This is a genomic window from Sphaerisporangium rhizosphaerae (assembly GCF_042665155.1).
Lineage (GTDB): Bacteria > Actinomycetota > Actinomycetes > Streptosporangiales > Streptosporangiaceae > Sphaerisporangium > Sphaerisporangium rhizosphaerae.
This window is the reverse complement of the sequence record NZ_JBHTCG010000006.1, coordinates 172,910-190,714: the sequence shown is the minus strand read 5'-3', so window position 1 is coordinate 190,714 and position 17,805 is coordinate 172,910. Positions and strand designations below refer to the sequence as shown.

The window sequence follows — 17,805 nt, the reverse complement described above, 5'->3', positions numbered from 1 at the left end:
CCATGCCGACGACCGAGCACGAGCAGGCGGTCGCCACAGCGGCCGTCGGCATCATCACGGCGTACTACACCCTGCCCAAGGACGAGGCGACCCCCGCCACCCGCGGCCTGGTCGAGGATCTGGTCGCCGTCGCCGTCGACGACACGCACCGTGGGTTTCTGCTCGGCCAGCTCGTCGTGAGCCTCGGCGAGATCTGCGCGACCGGGGCCCACCTGCTCGACTCGGCGCGGCCCGAGCTGGGGTCGCAGTGGCTGAAGGAGATGGGACAGGGGGTGGCGTCATGGCGCTGAAGGTGGGCGAGCTGGTCGCGTTCGCCAGCATCGACGACAAGGGCATCACCTCGGGCGTCAAGAGCGTCGAGCAGGCCATGCAGCGCATGCAGGCCGACACCACCCGGGCTACCGGCGCGATCGAGCGGATGGTCGACTCGGACTTCGCCAAAATCGCTCAGTCCATCGCCGACGGCCTCGACCCTCAGGACGCCCTCGCCGACCTCGACCGGCTTGTGGCCGGCTTCCAGGACGGCATGGGCGAGATGGAGTCCGACGCACGCACCGGCGGACAGGGCGTCGTCGACGAGCTGGAGCGCGCCCTCGCCGACGCCGAGAAGGTAGCCCGCCGGGAAGGCGAGAAGGCCGGCGAAGGGTTCGGCGACGGCACCGAATCGTCGGGCAAGGGCCGCATGTCCGGCGTCGGCGACGGCTTCATGACCGTCCTGAAGGGGTTGGGCTGGGCCGCGGCCGGTGCCGCGATCGCCGAGCAGCTCATGGACGGCCTGGCCTCGGCCATGGACGCCGAGGAGGCGAAACAGAAGCTCTACGCCCAGCTCGGCGCCACCGGGAAGGAATCCGAGCGGCTCGGCAAGGTCGCCGGCGAGTTGTACGCGCAGGCGTACGGCGAATCGGTGGGCGAGGTCACCGACGCGATCAAGCACGTCGTGCAGGCCACGGGCGGGCTCGGCAAGGCCAACGAGGAGACCGTCAAGGGCATCACCGGCGACTACCTCAACCTCGCCGAGATCCTCGACGAGGACGTCTCAAGCGCCATCGACGCCGCGCGCGTCCTGGTCAACAACGGCCTGGCGAAGGACTTCACCGAGGCCGGGGACGTGATCCTCGGCATGTACCGCAAGCTGGGCGACGGCGGTGAGGACGCCCTGGACACGCTGCGCGAGTACTCCCCGCTGCTGAAGACGACCGGTGTGGACGCCAAGACTCTCGCCGGGATCTTCGTGCAGGCCGGCGCCGACTCCCGCAACTTCGACGTCATCGCCGACGCCCTGAAAGAGGTTCAGGTCCAGGTGCAGACGATGACGCCCGCGGTGAAATCCGCGCTGGGCGACCTCGGCCTGTCGTGGAAGGACATTCAGCAGCGGTTCGCCAAGGGCGACGTCACGGCCCTTGACGACATCATGGACAAGCTGCGCGAGATGAAAGACCCGGTCGAGCAGAGTCAGACCGCGGCGGCCCTGTTCGCGGGCACCTTCGAGAACCTCGGCCAGTCCCTTTTCAAGATCGACCCATCGGCCGCGGTCGACGCTCTCGGCAAGGTCGACGGCGGCCTGAAGACGGCCGGCGACACGCTGAACGACACCGCGTCCAACAAGCTGGAGTCGTTCAAACGCGGCCTTGAGCAGAACGTCGTCAACTTCATCGGCGGGAACGTCCTCCCGGCGCTGGAGCAGCTCTGGGACGGCTTCAAGGCCGGGGACCTGGACGAGCAGCTCGGCGAGCTCGGCGACAAGATCGGCGAGACGTTCGGCGGCATCGTCGAGGACGTCCGGGGGTGGGCCGAGGACAACCAGGAGACCCTCGAAGGTCTGAAGGAGAAGTACGACTCCGTCTTCTCCGCGATCGGCGAGGTCGTCAGCACGGCCGTCGACCTCATCTCGGCCATCTGGGACGAGTGGGGCGACGAGATCATGTCCACTGTCACCACCGTCCTGGACACCGTGCTCGGCTTCGTCGAGGGCGGCCTAGAGCTGGTCAAGGGCGTCTTCGAGACCGTCACCGGCCTGATCACCGGGGACTGGGAGAAGGTCTGGCAGGGGATCAAGGACGTCGTCCACGGGGCCATCAACGGCGTCCTGAACATCATCGACAAGACCATGGGCCAGATCACGAAGGGCTGGTCGACGAGCTGGGACGACCTGAAGAAGGGAGCCTCGAAGAAGTGGGACGAGATCGAGGCGTTCGTCAAGAAGATCCCCGGTCAGCTCAAGGCGATCTGGGACAACGCCGGATCGCTGCTGAAGGCCGCCGGTCAGGCGATCCTTCAGGGCTTAATCGACGGCATCAAGTCGAAGATCAACGAACTCGGCAACGTGCTGAAGAACGTCACCGACTTCATCGCCGAGCACAAGGGCCCCATCGAGAAGGACCGCGAGCTGTTGATCCCGGCCGGCCACGCCATCATGGACGGCCTCATGAAGGGCATGACCGACCGGTACCCGACGGTCGAACGCGAGCTGATCTCGATGACGATGAAGCTGAAGAAGGCCGGCGTCAAGGCGATGGGCGGCAACGAGTCGGGCAGCCTGTTCGGCGTCGACGCTGCTGACGGCGAGATCGCGCGTCTGCTCGGCGGCGCCCGCTTCGGCCTCGACGTCCAGGGCATCGCCCCCGAGGTCGCACCCCCGCCGACCGACGGCCGTCCTAAGGGTCACAAGACGCCGTGGGGCAAGAACGACGCCACGTTCGACTGGAATCCGCCGGCGAACCCGCCCGGCTCGGTTGAACCGTCCTCCTACGGGGGTGGCGGCAAGCCGGTCGTCAACGTCAATATGCCGGGCGCGGTGATCCGCGAGGAGGCCGACGCTCACCGGCTCGGCAACGAGTTCGGCTTCAAGTACCTCGCCACCCCCTGAAGACGCCTCGGCCCCGTGCAGGTGACGCTGCACGGGGCCGAGTGCTGTCCAGGGGCCGAGGCTACTTCGTGCACTTCTCCAGGACGTCAGGCTCCCCCTTGTGGTCCTGGAAGCACTTCGACAGCTCGGCGATCCCTTCCGATGCCCTCGTCTCCGGCGACTTCAGGCTGTCCGACAGGTCATTCAGCGCACCGAAGAACGTGACGGCACCCCAGATGGAGAACCCCGCGGCGAGCACGCCGAGCACCAGGCCGATGGAGCTGACGGCCTGGTTGGTCGCCGTCCCCCGGCGCACCCGCGCAATGCCGGCCAGGCCGAGCGCGATCGAGGTGAGCGCGAGCGGCCCGGCGACCCAGAACGTGAGCGGCACGAAGCCGAACAGGATGCCGATGCCGCCGACGATGACCGCGGCCAGGCCGAGACCGTTCTTCGGCTCGGGCCGGTAGCCGTATGGGGGCTGTCCGGGCGGCGGCATGTACGCCTGTTGCGGGTAGCCCTGCGGGTACGGCTGCGGGTGGCCCTGCGGCCCGTGCTGCTGCGGGTAGGTCATCGGGAGGTTCTCCTCTTGAAGGTCGGGCGACGGCTTGTGAGACGTGCGACCGCACGGCCGGGGTGACCGGTCATACCGAGACGGTTGGGGCTCCAGGTGCGACGGTGGCTCGGCCCCGTGCAGGTGGTGCTGCACGGGGCCGAGCGTTCAGACCCGCCCGGCCCGCTGCGGACGGAGGTGGCCGGGCGGGAGCATGGTCAGGCGTACCCGGTCTGATGGGCGATCTCGTCTTGTACCGCGAGTGCCATCACCAGGCCCGGAACGTCGCCGCGCTCGATGATCGAGATCAGGCCGGCGACCCGCTGCGCGTGCGTCAGAGGGATGCGCCTGACGGCTTTCCAACCGCCCGGCGTGCCGTTCGAGGCCGTCAGGCGCCAGAACCGCCACGCCGGGTAGGTCTGCTCCAGCAGCGCGAGGCTGCGCAGAACCTCCTGCATCACCTCGTCGGGCACAGGCGGGTCGGCGACCGGCGCCGAGGTGCTCGGGAAGTAGCCGCCCACCGAGATCCGCGCGTCGGGACCGAGGCCGTACGGGTCGGCCGGCTCGTCGTCCTGGCCGCTCATCCGATGGCCGCCGTGAGCTCGGCGTCGCGCATCAACTCGCGCAGCTCCTCGACGTCGTACGCCTCGACGCGCAACGGATCGGGGACCGGCCACAGGGCGATGGCGGCGAACCGGCGCGTCCCGGGGCCGTAGAAGACGTGCCATCCGGGTTCGATCTGGTCGAGCTGTGCGGCGGCGGCCCGCTTCGCCGGGTCCCACTGGTGGGGGCGGCTACCCGCAGGCTCGACAACCCCCTGCCGTCTTCTCACGCCTCTACGCTTGACCATGGGTCGCACTCCGATGCGATCAAGGGGCCCGTACGGCGTGTCAGCGCCTGCGGGCCCCGCTTCGTTGTCGTAGCGTTACCCACCGTAAGACCGGTGTACTACCCCCGTCTAGCCTCTGGGGTAGCTATGGTTCGTCAGTGCTGGTCACATACCTTGCCGCGTGTGATCGACAGGGACGCACCGATACCGCCGTACCGGCAGATCGCCAACGCACTGCGCGAACGGATCATGTCCGGCGACATCCCGCCCGGCCGGCGCATCCCGTCCCTCGTCGAGCTGGAAGCACAGTTCGAGGTCGCACGCGACACCCTGCGCAAGGCGGTCAAGGTGCTGAAGGACGAAGGGCTCGTCGAGACGATCCAGGGCATGGGCGTGTACGTCCGCCCGCGTGACCAGTGGCCCGAATCCGGCGCTGAGGGGTGAGCCCCACAAGCCTCTACCGCCCCTACCGTGCAGCTCAGTGACGGTAGAGGCGGGGTAGACCCTTCCGGGGCGGTAGAGGCCGGGTAGAGGCCGTCAGGCGCGGGTGAGAACGCCCTCCAAGTCCTGGCGTCGGTAGCCGTTCCGGTTCACTCCAGCGATCTTCACGTCGCCCGGCGCGATGCCGTACGGGCGCAGGGTCTCGGCGATCCGCGAGGCGTTCCACCCGTCGCCGAGCCGCTCGGCGAGCTCGGCGGTGTGCAGCCGATCGTCGTCGCCGAACGCGGCCAGGATCTTCTCGGCCGGGTCCTCGGCAGGCGCGTCCTGCACGTGGTCAGGCAGCGTGCCCGCGGCGGCCCGCAGCGCGTACGCCGCCTCGGCGACTTCGACCAGGTCGGTCCCCTGGTCGTCGAGGAAGTAGGACCGGACCTTGACCGGGTCGGCGCCGTCGGCGTCGAGGATGCCGACGCCGCGGTGCGAGCGGGGGATGTCGGAGGCGTTGTACCCGGCGCCGGCCGCGCCCTGGCCGAGCACCGCGTTCGAGGCGGTGGTGTCCGGGCAGCGCATCGCCCAGCGCAGCGAGCACACCCCCTTGAGCGGGCCGGGGATCGCGTCGGTGGTCATCCGCTGGGAGGCGAGCACGAGCAGCACGCCGGCGGCCGGGCCGCGCGAGGCGATGTCCACCATCGCCTCCACGATCTCGTCCCCCTGCGGGGAGGTCACGTAGTACCGGGTCTCGTCGACCACCGTCAGCTCGACGTCGACGCCGAAGCGGCGGCACAGCTCGGGCGTCAGCTTCGTCGACCCGCCCGCGGCGTCGAGCAGGTCGAACACCTCTTCCATCCGCGCCTGCATCCGCTTCAGGTGCGCGAGCAGGCCGGGCGCGTTGCGCTTCTGCGCGGTGTGCGCGATCTTCCGCCACGGCCGGTGGTCCCCAGCGCCCTTCCCGTCCCACAGGTGGATCTTCGGGGTGACCGCGAGCGCCGCCGCGCCGATGATGCCGTTGACGGCCGCCGACTTCCCGGCGCGCGGCTCGCCGGCCACCAGGAGCGAGGCGTCGACCAGGCGGAGAACCTCCATCCGGCCGCGGCCGTTGACCCCGGCCGGGATGCCCGCCCAGAAGTCGAGCGGCTGCGTCCAGCCGATCAGCGGGGAGGGGTACACCTTCAGGAACGGGTCGGACTTGGCGACGTACACCGCCAGGCGCCCAGCGTGCTCGGGCAGCAGCTCGAACACCACCTGCGTTTCCCCGACGCCGAGCGCCGAGGCGAAGTCGGCTTCCTTGCCGAGCGCCTGGCGGGCCCGCTGTCCGGGCGGCAGCTGCACGACGGTCGACCACCCGCCGGGCTCGTTGACGATCGGCGCGGCCAGCCGCATCCCCTCGGCGCGCCCCAACTTGGCGTCGATGGCAGCGCGGACGACAGTGTTCTCCGCCGGGGTGTTCTTGCGGAACCCGGCCAGCTTCAGCGGCGTAGGGCGCTCGACGATGCGCCTGCGCACCTCGACGGTGGTCCCGACCGACACCACGACGCCGAGCGACAGCAGCGGCGCCGAGGTGTCGAGCACCGCCCCGGCCGCGGTCGCCGCGAGATATCCACTGCCGACCCACCACGCGGTGCGCCGCCGGCGGGTCCGCACCCCCTCGCGGAAGATGTGGTCGTCGGTGCCCGCGTAGTCGTCGGCCCGCACCCACCGCCAGAAGTGGCGGGCGAGCGCACCCGTGCCGGACAGGGGCGCGGTCGCCGTCCGGAAGGCGAACCGGGCGCCGCGGCGGCCGTACTTGCCCTGCCGCACCTGGTGGGCGAGCAGGTGCACCCGGTCGCGCACCGGGGTGGGCTTGGTCCAGAACTCGGGCGGGGTCTGGGGCCGGTCGAAGGTGTGCGTCATGATGGTGATCTCCATTCCGGTGGGGACCCGACCCCGGGACGTCTTGGCAGGTGGTCCGGGGTCGGGTGCGTTTTCGGGTGCGGTCAGGTGCGGGTGCACCCGGCGAGGTACGCGCGCACCTGCCTGGCGTTGTCCTGGCCGAGGCGCATCTCCCGCTTGATGCGGCGCACCGACGGCAGGCGCCCGGCAGACAGCTCGCCGGCGTAGCGCTCGGCGGCCTCCAGGTGCAGCGCGGGCACGTCCTCGGGTGCGGTCTCCAGCTCGGGCAGGCGCTCGGTGACGACCACCCGCCCGGGCGCGTCGCCGGCCGCCAGGACGGCCCGCGGGAAGCCCTCGACGGGGCCGAGCACGGGCAGCGCGCCGAGGAACCCGCCCGGCTCGGGTGCGCTCTCGGGTGCACCGGGTGCGTCCTCGACGAGCAGCTCGCCGGCCACCGTCGCCGCGCGCCGGATCAACGCCATGAGCGTCTCGTATGCCAGGACGAGGGCGACGGCCGGCCACGCGGCGACGACTCCCCCGACGACGCCGTGAGCGGCCCCGTGCGCGACGTTCGCCGCCAGGGTGGCCAGGATGCCGAGACCGAGCGACACGCGCGCCAGGGCGGGCACACGGACCGCGCGCCGCGCGCAGTCGAGCAGCACCATGGATGACGCGTAGATCAGGCCGTCGACCGTCGCGGGCACCAGGTAGGCGGTGAACCCGTCCTCGCCGTGCAGGCGGACGACCTCGAGCGCGTGGCGGTAGGACACGATCCCGGCGACGACCGCGAGCAGGGTCACCACCGCGGCCGTGCTCCAGCGAATCCAGGCGTCGGCGCGGCTCACCGGCCACCACCGGCCAGCACGCGGCCCCGGCTGAGCGCCGCGGCGAAGTCGAACACCGTCGGCGTGCCGAGGCCGGTGGCGGCGCGGCCGAGCAGGACGGCCGCCTCGACGGTCAGGTCGGCGTGCGGGTAGTCCTCGCCGTAGTCGACGCCCGTCTCGGCGACGAACACCCGCACGACCGCGGGGGCGTCGCCGTCCTGGCGCAGCTCGACGGCGACGGTCACGCCGCGGCCGTCGAAGGTGTCCAGGTCGGCCGAGTGCACGGTGTGCGGAACGAGGACCTCGCACCAGGTGGGGCACCGCGGGGGCTGTAGCTTCTGCATGGGCCTGTCTCCTGTTCAGGCAGGGGAACGGGTCAAGGCCCCGGGCCGGCGTTGAGGTCGCCAGCCCGGGGCCGTCTTGCTATCGGGAACGCGCCGCGGCGACGCGGGCGAGGAGCAGCTTTCCGAGGATCTCCGCGTCGTCGAGGCTCAGCTCGGCCTCGCCGAGGACGTCGGGGCTCTCGTGCTCGAACGTGGCGATGGCGATGTACGGCCGGCCGCCGGGGTCCTGGCGAAGCTGCGTGGCGACGTCGCCGCGCGGGGTGGACAGGTCGTGCTGGTCGCTGGTGTGCTCGACGTCGACGTCGTTGTGCTCGGTGTCGCACCAGGTGGGGCAGGTCGTACGCTTGCTCATGGGTCAGGTGCTCGCATTCCTGATCAAGGACCCGTCCGAGCGTTGCAGCGCTGGGCGGGTCCGTCTTGCGCTTGTGGTAGGTAGCTTGGCCTACCGGGTTGGCATACGTCAATGAGTTTGGCCAATGGATTTGGCCGAGCATGTATGCCACCATGTGAGGCATGGATGCGAGAAAGAGGCTGGACGCGGCCTCGGCCGTGTATGCCGCGGCGATCGAAAGGGCCGAGATGGCGCGAGATGAACTGGCGCGCGCCATCGTCGAAGCCGCCCGTGACGGCGTCCGCCAAGTCGACATCGTGAAGGCGACGGGCTACACGAGAGAGCGCGTGCGTCAGATCTGTCGGGCGGCCGGCATCGAATGAGCCCAGTCCGCAGATAGTCCGCAGGACGGTCGAATGCGCTAAACGCGACCCAACGCAACCAAACGACGAATGCGCAGGTGGGACGGCATATCCGCCAAACGTCGCAGGTCGGGAGATTCCGGCACGAGTTCGAGCTGTACTACGACGTGTGACCGGTGACCGCGCGGTGACGCACGTGTTCGTCGCGCGGTCTCCGGCCGGTGCTGCCGCGAGGTGGTCCCGCAGGTCGTCGAATCGGAAGCCCGTGGCAAGGTCATGCACCTCGCCACGGGCTTTCCCTTTCCCATCTTCGGCCTTTCGCGCGGTCAAGCGGCCGAATCTGCCGGAACCTGGACGGATCCGGTGCGGGATGCCCGCTCGATCGCTTCGACGAGCCGGTGCCGCGAAAGGGCGTGATCGAAGCCGGGGACGGTCTCGGTGCCGTCCCGCACGTCCTTCGCCAGGAACGCGTAGGTCTGTGCCACGTTCTGCGGAAGCGCGGCCAGGGCGCGCGGGACCTGGCCGAAGTAGTGATCAGGAACGGTGATCTCGGCGACCGCGGTGTCGGCGCCTCGGCCGCCTTCCAGCTTCAGATCCGCCACCTGCAGGTTCCCGTTGACTCCGGCCGCGGTGAGGACGAGGTCGCCTTCGGTGCCGTTGATCTCCCACCGCAGGTTGTCGCCGCGCGAGAAGCCGCCGCGGTAGAACAAGGACAGGGCCGCGCCGCTGTCCAGCGTCCCGATGACGGACAGCTGGTCGGCCGTCGTCACCGGGATCGTCGTCCCCTCGTCCACCACCCGCACCTCCTGGCGGCCGACGACGAGGTTCGCCGAGACGCCGGCGAGGTCCCCCAGCGCGTGGTTCACCGCCTCGAGGGCGTGCACTCCCGCCGCGGTCAGGAGCGTCGCTCCGTTGGCCGCGTCGAAGATGTAGGCGTGGGCGCGGTCGGTCTCAGGTCCCCAGGAGACCCCGGACCCGGTCAGCGTCGTGCCGAGCACCCGGCCGACGTAGCCGTCGGCGATGAGGTCGCGGACATGACGGACCACCGGGGAGAAGCGCGCCTGCAGTCCGATGACGGTGCGCACGCCCGCGGCCCGGGCACGCTGGGCCAGATCGGCCGCCTCGCGGAGATCCACGCCCAGCGGCCATTCGCTGTAGACCATCTTCCCGGCCTCCAGCGCCGCCGAGACGAGCGCATGGTGGTGGGTGACCTTCACCGCCACCACCACCAGGTCGACACCGGGGTCCGCGATCAGGTCCCTGTGGTCGTCGTACGCCGCCGGGACGTCGAACTCCTTCGCGGCGAGCTCGGCGGACTCCCGCCGTGTGGTGCTGATCGCGCGCAGGTCGTAGTAGTCGGAAAGGGCCTTGAGCGCGGGGACGTGGCTGATGGCCGCCCATCCTCGCGAGCTCGCCCCGATGATCCCGACACCGATCTTGTTCATGTGCTTCCCCCCTGGTGGAGCCGGCCGCGGGTGCGGTCCGGGTGATGTGGCGCGTGAGCCGCGCACGGGCCAATTCTTGAATGCTCGTTACACTTTGAGCGCAGGGAGAACTCAGTCGAGGCAGCCCATGGCCACCTCCACGATGCGCATCAGTGACCCGCGATCGGCGGTGATCGCGCCCATGACCCGCAGGCCGTGGACGGTCGCCAGCAGGAATCCCGCCAGGTCCCTCGCATCCCGAGCGCCGGCGACCTGCCCGCTCGCCTGGGCTTGGCGGATCGCCTCGGTCAGCGCGTCATCCAGTGACGCGGTCGTCGCCCGCACGCGCTTGGCGACATCAGGGTCATGGGGCAGCCGCTCCGTCGTCGCGCTCACGATGAGACAGGACAACCGTTCGCCGTCGTGGACGATCTCGTCCACCACGCCGACCAGCACCGCACGGATCAGGTCCCGGGCGGGCGCGCCGCTGCCGAGAAGTTCGACCAGCGGGATTGCGTACCGCTCCCGATAGCGGTCCATGACCGCCAGGTACAGACCCTCCTTGCTGCCGAACGCCGCGTACAACGACCCCCGCCCGACTCCTGTGGCGTCGACCAGGTCCTGCACCGAAGTCCCCTCGTACCCCCTGCGGCGGAAGGCGGACATGGCCGCCTCAAGCGCCGCCTCGGTGTCGAACTCCCTGACTCGAGCCATGCGAGCAGGCTACGACTATCTGGAACGCACGGTCAAGTATCAGTGGTGCCGGTCGCAGAAGGGGACGTCATCGGCCTGGCGGGAGGTGGCGAGGGCTCGGCCGGCGGCGGGTACGCTGCAGACAGCCCTGATCCGAGGCGTGGGACGGCGGCGCCGGGGGCGCCCGCGCCCGGTGGGGGTCGAGGGGGTGTTCTCGTCCATGGACCGGGTCCGACTGGCCGAATTCCTGCGCACGCGGCGGGAGGCGCTGCAGCCCGAGGACGTCGGCCTGCCGCGCGGAGCGCGACGCCGCACCGGCGGGCTCCGCCGCGAGGAGGTCGCCGCGCTGTCCGGCATGTCCACCGACTACTACAGCCGCATCGAGCAGCGGCGCGGCCCGAAGCCGTCGGAGCAGATGCTCGCCGCGCTGTCCCGTGGCCTGCGCCTGTCCGCCGAGGAGCGCGACCACCTGTTCCGCCTGGCCGGGCACGCCACGCCGCCGCGGGCTCCGCGCGGCGACCAGGTCTCACCCGGCATGGCGCGCATTCTGGACCGGCTGGAGGACACCCCCGCCCAGGTGGTCACCCATCTCGGCGAGACGCTCAGGCAGACCCCGCCCGCGGTCGCGCTGATGGGCGACCAGACCCGCCACACCGGGCTGGCGCGCAGCCTGCACTACCGCTGGTTCACCGACCCCGCCGAGCGGCTGATCCACCCCGAGGACGACCATCCGCTGCACGACCGCCTCTTCGCGGCCGGTCTGCACGATGCCTACACGCGCGACGGCAGGGGGTCGCGGGCGGCCGCGATCGTCGAGGCGCTGCTGGAGGAGAGCCCGGCGTTCGCCGCGGTGTGGCGCGAGCATCCCGTGCTGGGCCCCGCCTGTCCGGCCAAGCGCGTCCGGCACCCGCGGCTCGGCCTGCTGGAGCTGCACTGCCAGACGCTGGCCGACCCCGACCGGTCACAGTTCCTGCAGGTCTTCACCGCCCGGCCCGGCAGCCCGACCGAGGACAGGCTCCGCGAGCTGTCGCCGATCGGCGCCGCGCGCACCTGAGTCGAGCGGCCCCGCCCCGGTCTCTAGTGGCGGCGCCGGGGGTCGTGGCCCTTGCCGTCGCGGATGTCGACCACCGGGCCCGGCGCCGTGGGCTTGCCGATGATGCCGGAGGACAGCCCCGAGGTCAGCCCGGCCACGGCCCGCAGCAGCTCCCGCAGCGCGCTCCCTGTGCTCTTGGGGGTGTGCGACATGGAGGATTCCTCCCGTGAACGAAGGCTCATGAACGTCATATCGTGCGACGTGCTCAATATCACGATATGTCGCGTCCACCGGCCCCGTCCAGCCGCCCTGGTCACCGCCCCGCGCCGCCCTGGTCACCGCCCCGTGCCCCCGATGGTTCCCGGGCGAGGAGGCGGGGAGGGGGCGCTATACCCTCGTGTCGTGTCCGTTCAGCCCGGTGGCGTCCGCGCCGAGGAAGCCCCCCGGCGTTCACGACGTTGACATGGTGACGGGCACACGCGAGCGATGGCTGCCCGGGTGAGGAAAGGGAGTCCATTGTTCGGTCGCAAGCCCCTCGAAGAGCGCATCGCCGAGCGCCGCGCCCAGCTGCCCCCGCTCAAGGAGGGGCAGCACTTCGAGCACGGGCCCGCGAAGTTCGTCTTCGTCTTCCTGATCGTGTTCGTGGTGTTCGCCCACCTGATCGGGCTCGTCGTGCTGATGGCCCTGGACCTGCACTAGCCGGTCAGTACGGCAGCGTGTACCCGGCGAAGCGGCTCGCGACGTACGGCGCCTTGAACTTGGGGAAGGCCACGGTCCTGATGTCCCCGTCGGAGGTGTAGCGGTCCTCGGGGTGGGCGTTGAGCCAGTCGAGCCAGGCCGTGGAGCAGAACCGGGCGCAGTCGCCGACCTTGTCCATGGCCCGGATGCGCGGGATGCCGAGCGGGTCGAAGTCCTTGCTGAACGGCGAGGCGCCGGGGGTGTACCCGGCGAGGAAGACCCCCGAGTAGTTGTACTTCACGCCACCGGCCTCGCCCCGCATGGCCCAGTCTTTGGTGCTGGGCTGGTTGCCGTAGGGCAGGGCGAGCGTGACGGGCACGTCCTTGATCAACGAGGTGATCAGCTTCTGGCCGGCGGCGATCTGGTCGGTGACCTGCTCCTTGGACTTGCCGCGCAGGTTCATGTGGTCGCGCGTGTGGTTGCCGATGTCGAAGCCGTTGTCCCGCAGCCAGCCGAGCGTCTGCGCCTGGGCCTCGGGCCCGAAGGTGCCGAACATGTCCCTGATGACGTAGAAGGTGGCCACCGGCCGGAACCCCGGATGCTTGGCGGCCACGTCCTGCAGGATGGCCACCGCGGTGTCCGCCTTGGGCTTGCCCATGCCGTCCAGCGTGAGCTGCGAGGGCGAGGAGTCGTCGAAGGTCAGCACGACCGGGTGGCGGCCCGCCGGGATGGCGATCTTGCCGGTGGTGTACTCCCTGGCCGTGATCGGGACGTAGCCGTCCTTGGCGAGGCGTTCGAGCTCCGCGCGGAACTGCGCGGGGGTGCGGTCGTCGGTGACGGTCGGCTTGGCCACCACGCGGTGATACATGATCACCGGGATCTGGCCCAGCTCGTTCGCCTTGACCTTGGCCGCGATGGCCACGGCGGCCTTGCGCGCCTCCTGCGCGGCGGCCGGCCCGGCCTGCTTGTGCGGCGCGGCCGGCTGCGCGGCGACCTTGGTGTCGCCGTGGCCGCACGCGGCCAGCGCCAAGACGCCGAGCGACAGCACCCCGATATGACCTGCCCGGAACCGCCCCATGGTCCCCCCAACCAGCGCGCGGAATGAGATATGGCTCTCCTACCCCCCGTCCCGCGCTCTCAACACGTAACGCAGCACGTCGAACACCGACAGTGACGGCATTCGCCGTGCACGACGGCATTCGGGACGGCATTCGGGCCGGCGTTCGCCGGTGCCGCGCCTACTTTCCGGACGTCTCCCCCGCCCGCACGCGGATGCCGGTGAGCCGGCGCAGGATGTCCCACCAGAACGGGGCGCCGAACAGCAGGGCGAAGAAGGTGATGAGGAATCCCGGCCAGTGCCCTGGGCTGATCAGCCGGTGCAACCAGTCGCCGCCCTTCCAGGACCACTGGGGGCTGCCGCCCTCGGGGATGCGCACCGACACCGGCGCGTGGCTGACCATCTGCACGAACGCGGGGGCCGACAGCACCTCGGTCACGCAGCCGTAGGGGTCGGCGGGGTGCTCGGGGCACTTGTCGCGCAGGGACGGAAGCGACCGCGCTCCCCCGTCGGCCGTGGTCGCGACCTGCGCCCTGATGGCGTTGTCGGTGAGGATGGCCCTGCCGTACTCCAAGGCGTCCATGCTGAACACCAGCGTCAGCACCAGCCCGAGCGCGGCGATCACCCAGCGCACGTAGCGGCGGTAGAGCATGGTGAGCCGCGACATCTCGCCGTCGAACCACTCTTCGACGGCCTTGCGGAAGGCGTCCAGGTCGCCGTGCGCGGTGTCCCAGGCGCCCTTGAGCGGCCGGTACAGCGGGCTGCCGCTCTGCTCCAGCTTGGCGAGCATGGCCGGCACGCCGCCCTCGCCGGTGACGATCTCCATCATCGCCATGGCGAAGCGGCCGGGCGGGATGGAGGCGATGCTGGTCCTGCCGTCCTTGCCGTGGTCGATCTCGCGCAGCCGCTCGTAGAGCAGACCGGTCCAGCTCGTCGCCGAGCTGCGCACCGGCGGGGGCTGGGCGCTGAACGCGGGGCGCTCGTCCCGGCGGAACGGCAGGCTCGCGAACACCTCGGCGATGGTGCTCGGGATGGACTTCCTGCCCTTGTGCCCGTCGAGGGTGTCCCTGAGGTAGGCCCACAGGAACTTGCTGCGGATGCCGAGCAGGCGCACCAGGCCCTCGTTCACGCCGCTGAGCAGGAGGGAGAACATCAGGAACGCCAGGACCAGGCCGATGGCGAGGTCGATGTAGACGGAGTTCACCGGGCATCACCGGCCGGGCCCTGCGGGGCGGCGCGGAAGTCCGAGGGGGGCATGACCGTTCCTCCACGAAGCGGTAGGTCAACGGAACGTCAACAAAGGTACTCATTGAGGTCATGGGGCGCGGGGACCTTCGCCCACGCCGCGCCGGGACGACGCCGCGCCTCGGTCGCGACACGCGGCCGGCCGCCGAGGGAGGCGTCGCCGGCGGAAGAGAACAGAGCGCGGCGGAAGAGAGCGGAACGCGGCGGGTCAGGCGCCGCCGTAGAAGACGCGCTCGGTGACCACCCGCGCCCGGCGGGTGGTCCGCAGGTAGTCCTCGACGAAGTCCTCCGAACCGTCGGGCGGATAGCCGAGGGCGCGGGAGATCAGCATGCGCTCGCGCACGTCGACCGGGATGCTGTCGCCGGCCCGGCCGCGCACCAGCATGATGGCGTCGCGGATCTGGGAGGCGAAGCGCCAGGCCTCGGCCAGGACCTCCTCGTCGGTGGAGGCCAGCAGCCCGGCTCCGACGGCCGCGCGCAGGGCCTCCAGCGTGCGGGTGGTGCGCAGCTCGGGGATCTCGCAGGCGTGGCGGAGCTGGATGAGCTGGGCGAGCCACTCGACGTCCGACAGCCCGCCCCTGCCGAGCTTGGTGTGCAGCAGCGGGTCGGCGCCGCGGGGCAGCCGCTCGGCCTCCATGCGGGCCTTCAGCCGGCGGATCTCGCGCATGGCCGCCTCGCCGATGCCGTCGGGCGGGTAGCGAAGCGGTTCGACCAGCTCCATGAACGCCTCGCCCAGGTGCGGGTCTCCGGCCGAGAAGCGGGCGCGCAGCAGCGCCTGGGACTCCCACGGCGAGGACCAGCGCCGGTAGTAGGCGGCGTAGGAGGACAGGGTGCGCACGAGGGGGCCCTGGCGGCCCTCCGGGCGCAGGTCGGGGTCGATCAGCAGCGGTGGGTCGGGCGCGGGTCGGGCGAGCAGGCGGCGCAGCTCGTTGGCGACCGCGTGCGCGGCGTCGGCGGCGGCCTTGTCGTCGGCGCCCTCCAGCGGCGAGTGGACGAACATCACGTCGGCGTCGCTGCCGTAGGAGCATTCGTAGCCGCCGAGCCGGCCCATCGCGATCACCGCGAAGCGCGTGGGGAACTCACCGCGCCGTTCGAGGGTGACCTTGTGGACGGCGGAATCCAGGGCGGCCTGGATGGTGACGTCGTTGAGCTCGGACAGGGCCTGGCCGACCTCCTCGATGTCGATGCGGCCGACCAGCCCGGCGACCGCCGTGCGCAGCAGCTCGCGGCGGCGCAGCGCGCGGACCGACACCACGGCGCTCTCGGCGTCCTGGGAGTGGCGCCGCACCGAGGCTGCGGCCTCGCCGGCGATGGCCTGCTTGGGGCGCGGCGTCAGCTCGCCGTCCGAGCCGAGCATGGCGACGGCGTCCGGCGAGTGCAGCAGCAGGCCGGTGGCGTAGCGGCTGGTGCCCAGCAGGCGGGCCAGGCGCTCGGCGACCGCGGTCTCGTCGCGCAGCAGGCGCAGGTACCAGGGGGTGGTGCCGAGCTTGTCGCTGATCTGGCGAAAGCCGAGCAGCCCGGCGTCGGGGTCGGGCGCGTCGGCGAACCAGCCGAGCATGACCGGCAGCAGCGTGCGCTGGATCGCCGCCCGGCGGGAGACGCCGCTGGTGAGGGCGGCGATGTGCCTCAGGGCTCCGTCGGGGTCGGCGTAGCCGAGCGCGGACAGCCGGGACGAGGCGGCCGCCGCCGACAGGCGGACCTCCTCTCCGGGCAGCCGGGCGACGGCCTGCAGCAGCGGCCGGTAGAAGAGCTTCTCGTGCAGGCGCCGCGCCTCCCTGGCGTGGCGCTTCCAGCGGGTGGTGAACTCCCCCACCGGGTCGACGACCATGCCGAGGCCGCGGCCGATGCGGCGCAGGTCGGTGACGTTCTCCGGCACGACGTGCGTGCGGCGCAGGCGGTGCAGCTGCAGCAGGTGCTCGATCTGCCGCAGGAAGGTGTAGGCCTCGGCCAGGGCCTTGGCGTCGTCCCTGCCGACGTAGCCGCCCCGCGAGAGGGCGGCCAGGGCGGGCAGGGTGGCGCGGCGGCGCAGCAGCCCGTCGGTGCGGCCGTGCACGAGCTGGAGGAGCTGGACGGCGAACTCGATGTCGCGCAGGCCGCCGGGGCCGAGCTTGATCTGCCGGTCGGCCTCGCCGGCGCGGACGTGGGCCTCGACCCTGCGGCGCATGGCCTGGACGTCCTCGACGAAGTTCTCGCGGGCGGCGGACTGCCAGACCAGCTCGTTGACCGCGGCGACGTACTCGCCGCCGAGTTCGAGATCGCCGGCGACCGGCCGCGCCTTGAGCAGCGCCTGGAACTCCCAGGTCTTGGCCCACCGGCGGTAGTAGGTCAGGTGGCTGGTGAGCGTGCGGACCAGCGGCCCGGCCTTGCCCTCGGGCCGCAGCGCGGCGTCCACCTCCCACAGGGAGCCCTCGGGGGTGCTGGTGGAGCACGCGCGCATCATGCCCTGCGCCAGCCGGGTGGCGGTCTGGAGCGCCTTGGTCTCGTCGACGCCGTCGCGGGGCTCGGCGACGAACACGACGTCCACGTCGCTGATGTAGTTCAGCTCGCGGGCGCCGCACTTGCCCATGCCGATCACCGCGAGGCGGACGTCGGCGCTCTCGGGGACCTCGGCCCTGGCGATGGCGAGCCCGGCCTCCAGGGCGCCGGAGGCCAGGTCGGACAGCTCGGAGGTGATCTCCGACAGCGAGGCGGCGCCGGTGATGTCGCGGGCGGCCAGGTGCAGCAGCCTGCCTCGGTAGGCGACGCGCAGGGCGGACGTGGCCGAGGTGGCCGACGTGCCGGACGTGGCCTCGGCGCCGCCGTGCGCGGCGCACGGCTCGGGGTCGTCCGGGTCGGCGCCGACGGCCGCCAGCAGCTCTGAGCGCATCGCGTGCCGGGGCGTGCGCTGGACGGCCTCGTCGCCGGACAGGAGCTTCCAGTGCTCGGGATGGCGCACGACGTGGTCTCCGAGCGCGGCCGACAGCCCGAAGACGCCGAGCAGCCGCGATCGCAGGCCCGGGTCGGCGCGCAACGCGCCGAGGACGCTCGGGTCGCGCTCGGCGAGGCGGTTGAGCGAGATGAGGGCGAGGTCGGGGTCGGCCGCGCCGACCAGGGCCGCGAGCAGGTCGAGATCGCCCACGGCCTCGGGTCCGAGGTCGTCGAGAAGCCGCTCGGCCTGGGCTCCGTCGGCGAAGCCCAGCCGGGCGAGACGCCCTGCTGTCGTCTGCATACGGGACTCGGCGGTCACATGCTCAACGTAGCCGCTTCCTCACCGATTCGTCGTTAGTGGTTTCGCTACGTAATC

General features: G+C 71.2%; 19 protein-coding genes. 6 read left to right on the top strand and 13 right to left on the bottom strand.

Going from position 1 to position 17,805, the window contains the following annotated elements:
* Window positions 1–2: 2 nt before the first annotated feature.
* A complete protein-coding gene (locus tag ACFQSB_RS11580) occupies window positions 3–290 on the top strand; it encodes a hypothetical protein (RefSeq protein ID WP_380826199.1) in 288 nt (95 codons plus the stop codon).
* Window positions 281–2,866, top strand: a complete 2,586-nt coding sequence (locus ACFQSB_RS11575; protein WP_380826198.1) for a phage tail tape measure protein — start codon at window positions 281–283, stop codon at window positions 2,864–2,866. Before ACFQSB_RS11580 ends, ACFQSB_RS11575 begins: the two co-directional genes overlap by 10 nt.
* A 61-nt stretch (window positions 2,867–2,927) precedes the next feature.
* Here the strand turns inward: ACFQSB_RS11575 and ACFQSB_RS11570 are convergent, their stop codons facing one another.
* The 3 genes from ACFQSB_RS11570 to ACFQSB_RS11560 all read right to left on the bottom strand — a co-directional run bounded on the left by ACFQSB_RS11570 (window position 2,928) and on the right by ACFQSB_RS11560 (window position 4,227).
* Window positions 2,928–3,416, bottom strand: a complete 489-nt coding sequence (locus ACFQSB_RS11570) for a hypothetical protein (protein WP_380826196.1) — start codon at window positions 3,414–3,416, stop codon at window positions 2,928–2,930.
* A 197-nt stretch (window positions 3,417–3,613) separates the two neighbouring features.
* Complete coding sequence (locus tag ACFQSB_RS11565) at window positions 3,614–3,979, bottom strand: hypothetical protein (RefSeq protein ID WP_380826194.1); 366 nt, start codon at window positions 3,977–3,979, stop codon at window positions 3,614–3,616.
* Window positions 3,976–4,227: a hypothetical protein gene (locus ACFQSB_RS11560; RefSeq protein WP_380826193.1), complete on the bottom strand. Its 252-nt coding sequence runs from the start codon at window positions 4,225–4,227 to the stop codon at window positions 3,976–3,978. Before ACFQSB_RS11560 ends, ACFQSB_RS11565 begins: the two co-directional genes overlap by 4 nt.
* 180 nt (window positions 4,228–4,407) lie before the next feature.
* Between ACFQSB_RS11560 and ACFQSB_RS11555 the strand changes: the two genes are divergently transcribed.
* Window positions 4,408–4,668 carry a GntR family transcriptional regulator gene (locus ACFQSB_RS11555; RefSeq protein WP_380826192.1) on the top strand — a complete coding sequence of 87 codons (261 nt, stop codon included), beginning with the start codon at window positions 4,408–4,410 and terminating at the stop codon, window positions 4,666–4,668.
* A 93-nt stretch (window positions 4,669–4,761) separates the two neighbouring features.
* On the opposite strand, the gene ACFQSB_RS11550 is transcribed toward ACFQSB_RS11555, so the two are convergent.
* From ACFQSB_RS11550 to ACFQSB_RS11535, 4 genes are all read right to left on the bottom strand, one after another.
* The gene (locus tag ACFQSB_RS11550; protein ID WP_380826190.1) at window positions 4,762–6,552 is read right to left on the bottom strand and encodes a hypothetical protein; all 1,791 of its coding nucleotides are present in this window, start codon (window positions 6,550–6,552) and stop codon (window positions 4,762–4,764) included.
* 83 nt (window positions 6,553–6,635) lie between these two features.
* On the bottom strand, window positions 6,636–7,376 hold the full coding sequence (locus ACFQSB_RS11545) for a DUF2637 domain-containing protein (RefSeq protein ID WP_380826189.1): 741 nt from the start codon (window positions 7,374–7,376) through the stop codon (window positions 6,636–6,638).
* Window positions 7,373–7,699: a hypothetical protein gene (locus tag ACFQSB_RS11540; protein WP_380826186.1), complete on the bottom strand. Its 327-nt coding sequence runs from the start codon at window positions 7,697–7,699 to the stop codon at window positions 7,373–7,375. The genes ACFQSB_RS11545 and ACFQSB_RS11540 overlap by 4 nt, the downstream gene beginning before the upstream one ends.
* A 79-nt stretch (window positions 7,700–7,778) precedes the next feature.
* A complete protein-coding gene (locus ACFQSB_RS11535) occupies window positions 7,779–8,051 on the bottom strand; it encodes a DUF6907 domain-containing protein (protein ID WP_380826184.1) in 273 nt (90 codons plus the stop codon).
* A 161-nt stretch (window positions 8,052–8,212) separates the two neighbouring features.
* Here ACFQSB_RS11535 and ACFQSB_RS11530 point away from each other — a divergent pair, with 161 nt between their 5' ends.
* On the top strand, window positions 8,213–8,413 hold the full coding sequence (locus tag ACFQSB_RS11530; protein ID WP_380826182.1) for a hypothetical protein: 201 nt from the start codon (window positions 8,213–8,215) through the stop codon (window positions 8,411–8,413).
* Between the two features lie 305 nt (window positions 8,414–8,718).
* Here the strand turns inward: ACFQSB_RS11530 and ACFQSB_RS11525 are convergent, their stop codons facing one another.
* Both ACFQSB_RS11525 and ACFQSB_RS11520 read right to left on the bottom strand, forming a co-directional pair.
* On the bottom strand, window positions 8,719–9,837 hold the full coding sequence (locus tag ACFQSB_RS11525; RefSeq protein ID WP_380826180.1) for a Gfo/Idh/MocA family protein: 1,119 nt from the start codon (window positions 9,835–9,837) through the stop codon (window positions 8,719–8,721).
* A 111-nt stretch (window positions 9,838–9,948) separates the two neighbouring features.
* The gene (locus tag ACFQSB_RS11520) at window positions 9,949–10,530 is read right to left on the bottom strand and encodes a TetR/AcrR family transcriptional regulator (RefSeq protein WP_380826178.1); all 582 of its coding nucleotides are present in this window, start codon (window positions 10,528–10,530) and stop codon (window positions 9,949–9,951) included.
* 199 nt (window positions 10,531–10,729) lie between these two features.
* Here ACFQSB_RS11520 and ACFQSB_RS11515 point away from each other — a divergent pair, with 199 nt between their 5' ends.
* Window positions 10,730–11,563: a helix-turn-helix transcriptional regulator gene (locus ACFQSB_RS11515; protein ID WP_380826176.1), complete on the top strand. Its 834-nt coding sequence runs from the start codon at window positions 10,730–10,732 to the stop codon at window positions 11,561–11,563.
* Window positions 11,564–11,586: 23 nt separating this feature from the next.
* Here the strand turns inward: ACFQSB_RS11515 and ACFQSB_RS11510 are convergent, their stop codons facing one another.
* Window positions 11,587–11,754, bottom strand: coding sequence for a hypothetical protein (locus ACFQSB_RS11510; protein WP_380826175.1), 168 nt, complete (start codon window positions 11,752–11,754; stop codon window positions 11,587–11,589).
* A 304-nt stretch (window positions 11,755–12,058) separates the two neighbouring features.
* On the opposite strand from ACFQSB_RS11510, the gene ACFQSB_RS11505 reads away from it, so the two are divergent.
* On the top strand, window positions 12,059–12,241 hold the full coding sequence (locus ACFQSB_RS11505) for a hypothetical protein (protein ID WP_354843592.1): 183 nt from the start codon (window positions 12,059–12,061) through the stop codon (window positions 12,239–12,241).
* Between the two features lie 4 nt (window positions 12,242–12,245).
* Here the strand turns inward: ACFQSB_RS11505 and ACFQSB_RS11500 are convergent, their stop codons facing one another.
* The 3 genes from ACFQSB_RS11500 to ACFQSB_RS11490 form a co-directional block, all read right to left on the bottom strand.
* Window positions 12,246–13,298, bottom strand: a complete 1,053-nt coding sequence (locus ACFQSB_RS11500) for a polysaccharide deacetylase family protein (RefSeq protein ID WP_354843595.1) — start codon at window positions 13,296–13,298, stop codon at window positions 12,246–12,248.
* 160 nt (window positions 13,299–13,458) lie between these two features.
* On the bottom strand, window positions 13,459–14,481 hold the full coding sequence (locus ACFQSB_RS11495) for a hypothetical protein (protein WP_380826174.1): 1,023 nt from the start codon (window positions 14,479–14,481) through the stop codon (window positions 13,459–13,461).
* 249 nt (window positions 14,482–14,730) lie between these two features.
* The gene (locus ACFQSB_RS11490; RefSeq protein WP_380826377.1) at window positions 14,731–17,730 is read right to left on the bottom strand and encodes a bifunctional [glutamine synthetase] adenylyltransferase/[glutamine synthetase]-adenylyl-L-tyrosine phosphorylase; all 3,000 of its coding nucleotides are present in this window, start codon (window positions 17,728–17,730) and stop codon (window positions 14,731–14,733) included.
* Window positions 17,731–17,805: the final 75 nt, after the last annotated feature.

Excerpts from the sequence above, each read along its gene's own strand:
- ACFQSB_RS11530 (WP_380826182.1), top strand. The coding sequence starts at position 8,213 with ATGGATGCGAGAAAGAGGCTGGACGCGGCCTCGGCCGTGTATGCCGCG.
- ACFQSB_RS11550 (WP_380826190.1), bottom strand. The coding sequence starts at position 6,552 with ATGACGCACACCTTCGACCGGCCCCAGACCCCGCCCGAGTTCTGGACC.
- ACFQSB_RS11525 (WP_380826180.1), bottom strand. The coding sequence starts at position 9,837 with ATGAACAAGATCGGTGTCGGGATCATCGGGGCGAGCTCGCGAGGATGG.
- ACFQSB_RS11500 (WP_354843595.1), bottom strand. The coding sequence starts at position 13,298 with ATGGGGCGGTTCCGGGCAGGTCATATCGGGGTGCTGTCGCTCGGCGTC.
- ACFQSB_RS11580 (WP_380826199.1), top strand. The coding sequence starts at position 3 with ATGCCGACGACCGAGCACGAGCAGGCGGTCGCCACAGCGGCCGTCGGC.
- ACFQSB_RS11575 (WP_380826198.1), top strand. The coding sequence starts at position 281 with ATGGCGCTGAAGGTGGGCGAGCTGGTCGCGTTCGCCAGCATCGACGAC.
- ACFQSB_RS11490 (WP_380826377.1), bottom strand. The coding sequence starts at position 17,730 with ATGCAGACGACAGCAGGGCGTCTCGCCCGGCTGGGCTTCGCCGACGGA.
- ACFQSB_RS11520 (WP_380826178.1), bottom strand. The coding sequence starts at position 10,530 with ATGGCTCGAGTCAGGGAGTTCGACACCGAGGCGGCGCTTGAGGCGGCC.
- ACFQSB_RS11570 (WP_380826196.1), bottom strand. The coding sequence starts at position 3,416 with ATGACCTACCCGCAGCAGCACGGGCCGCAGGGCCACCCGCAGCCGTAC.
- ACFQSB_RS11515 (WP_380826176.1), top strand. The coding sequence starts at position 10,730 with ATGGACCGGGTCCGACTGGCCGAATTCCTGCGCACGCGGCGGGAGGCG.
- ACFQSB_RS11535 (WP_380826184.1), bottom strand. The coding sequence starts at position 8,051 with ATGAGCAAGCGTACGACCTGCCCCACCTGGTGCGACACCGAGCACAAC.
- ACFQSB_RS11565 (WP_380826194.1), bottom strand. The coding sequence starts at position 3,979 with ATGAGCGGCCAGGACGACGAGCCGGCCGACCCGTACGGCCTCGGTCCC.
- ACFQSB_RS11510 (WP_380826175.1), bottom strand. The coding sequence starts at position 11,754 with ATGTCGCACACCCCCAAGAGCACAGGGAGCGCGCTGCGGGAGCTGCTG.
- ACFQSB_RS11540 (WP_380826186.1), bottom strand. The coding sequence starts at position 7,699 with ATGCAGAAGCTACAGCCCCCGCGGTGCCCCACCTGGTGCGAGGTCCTC.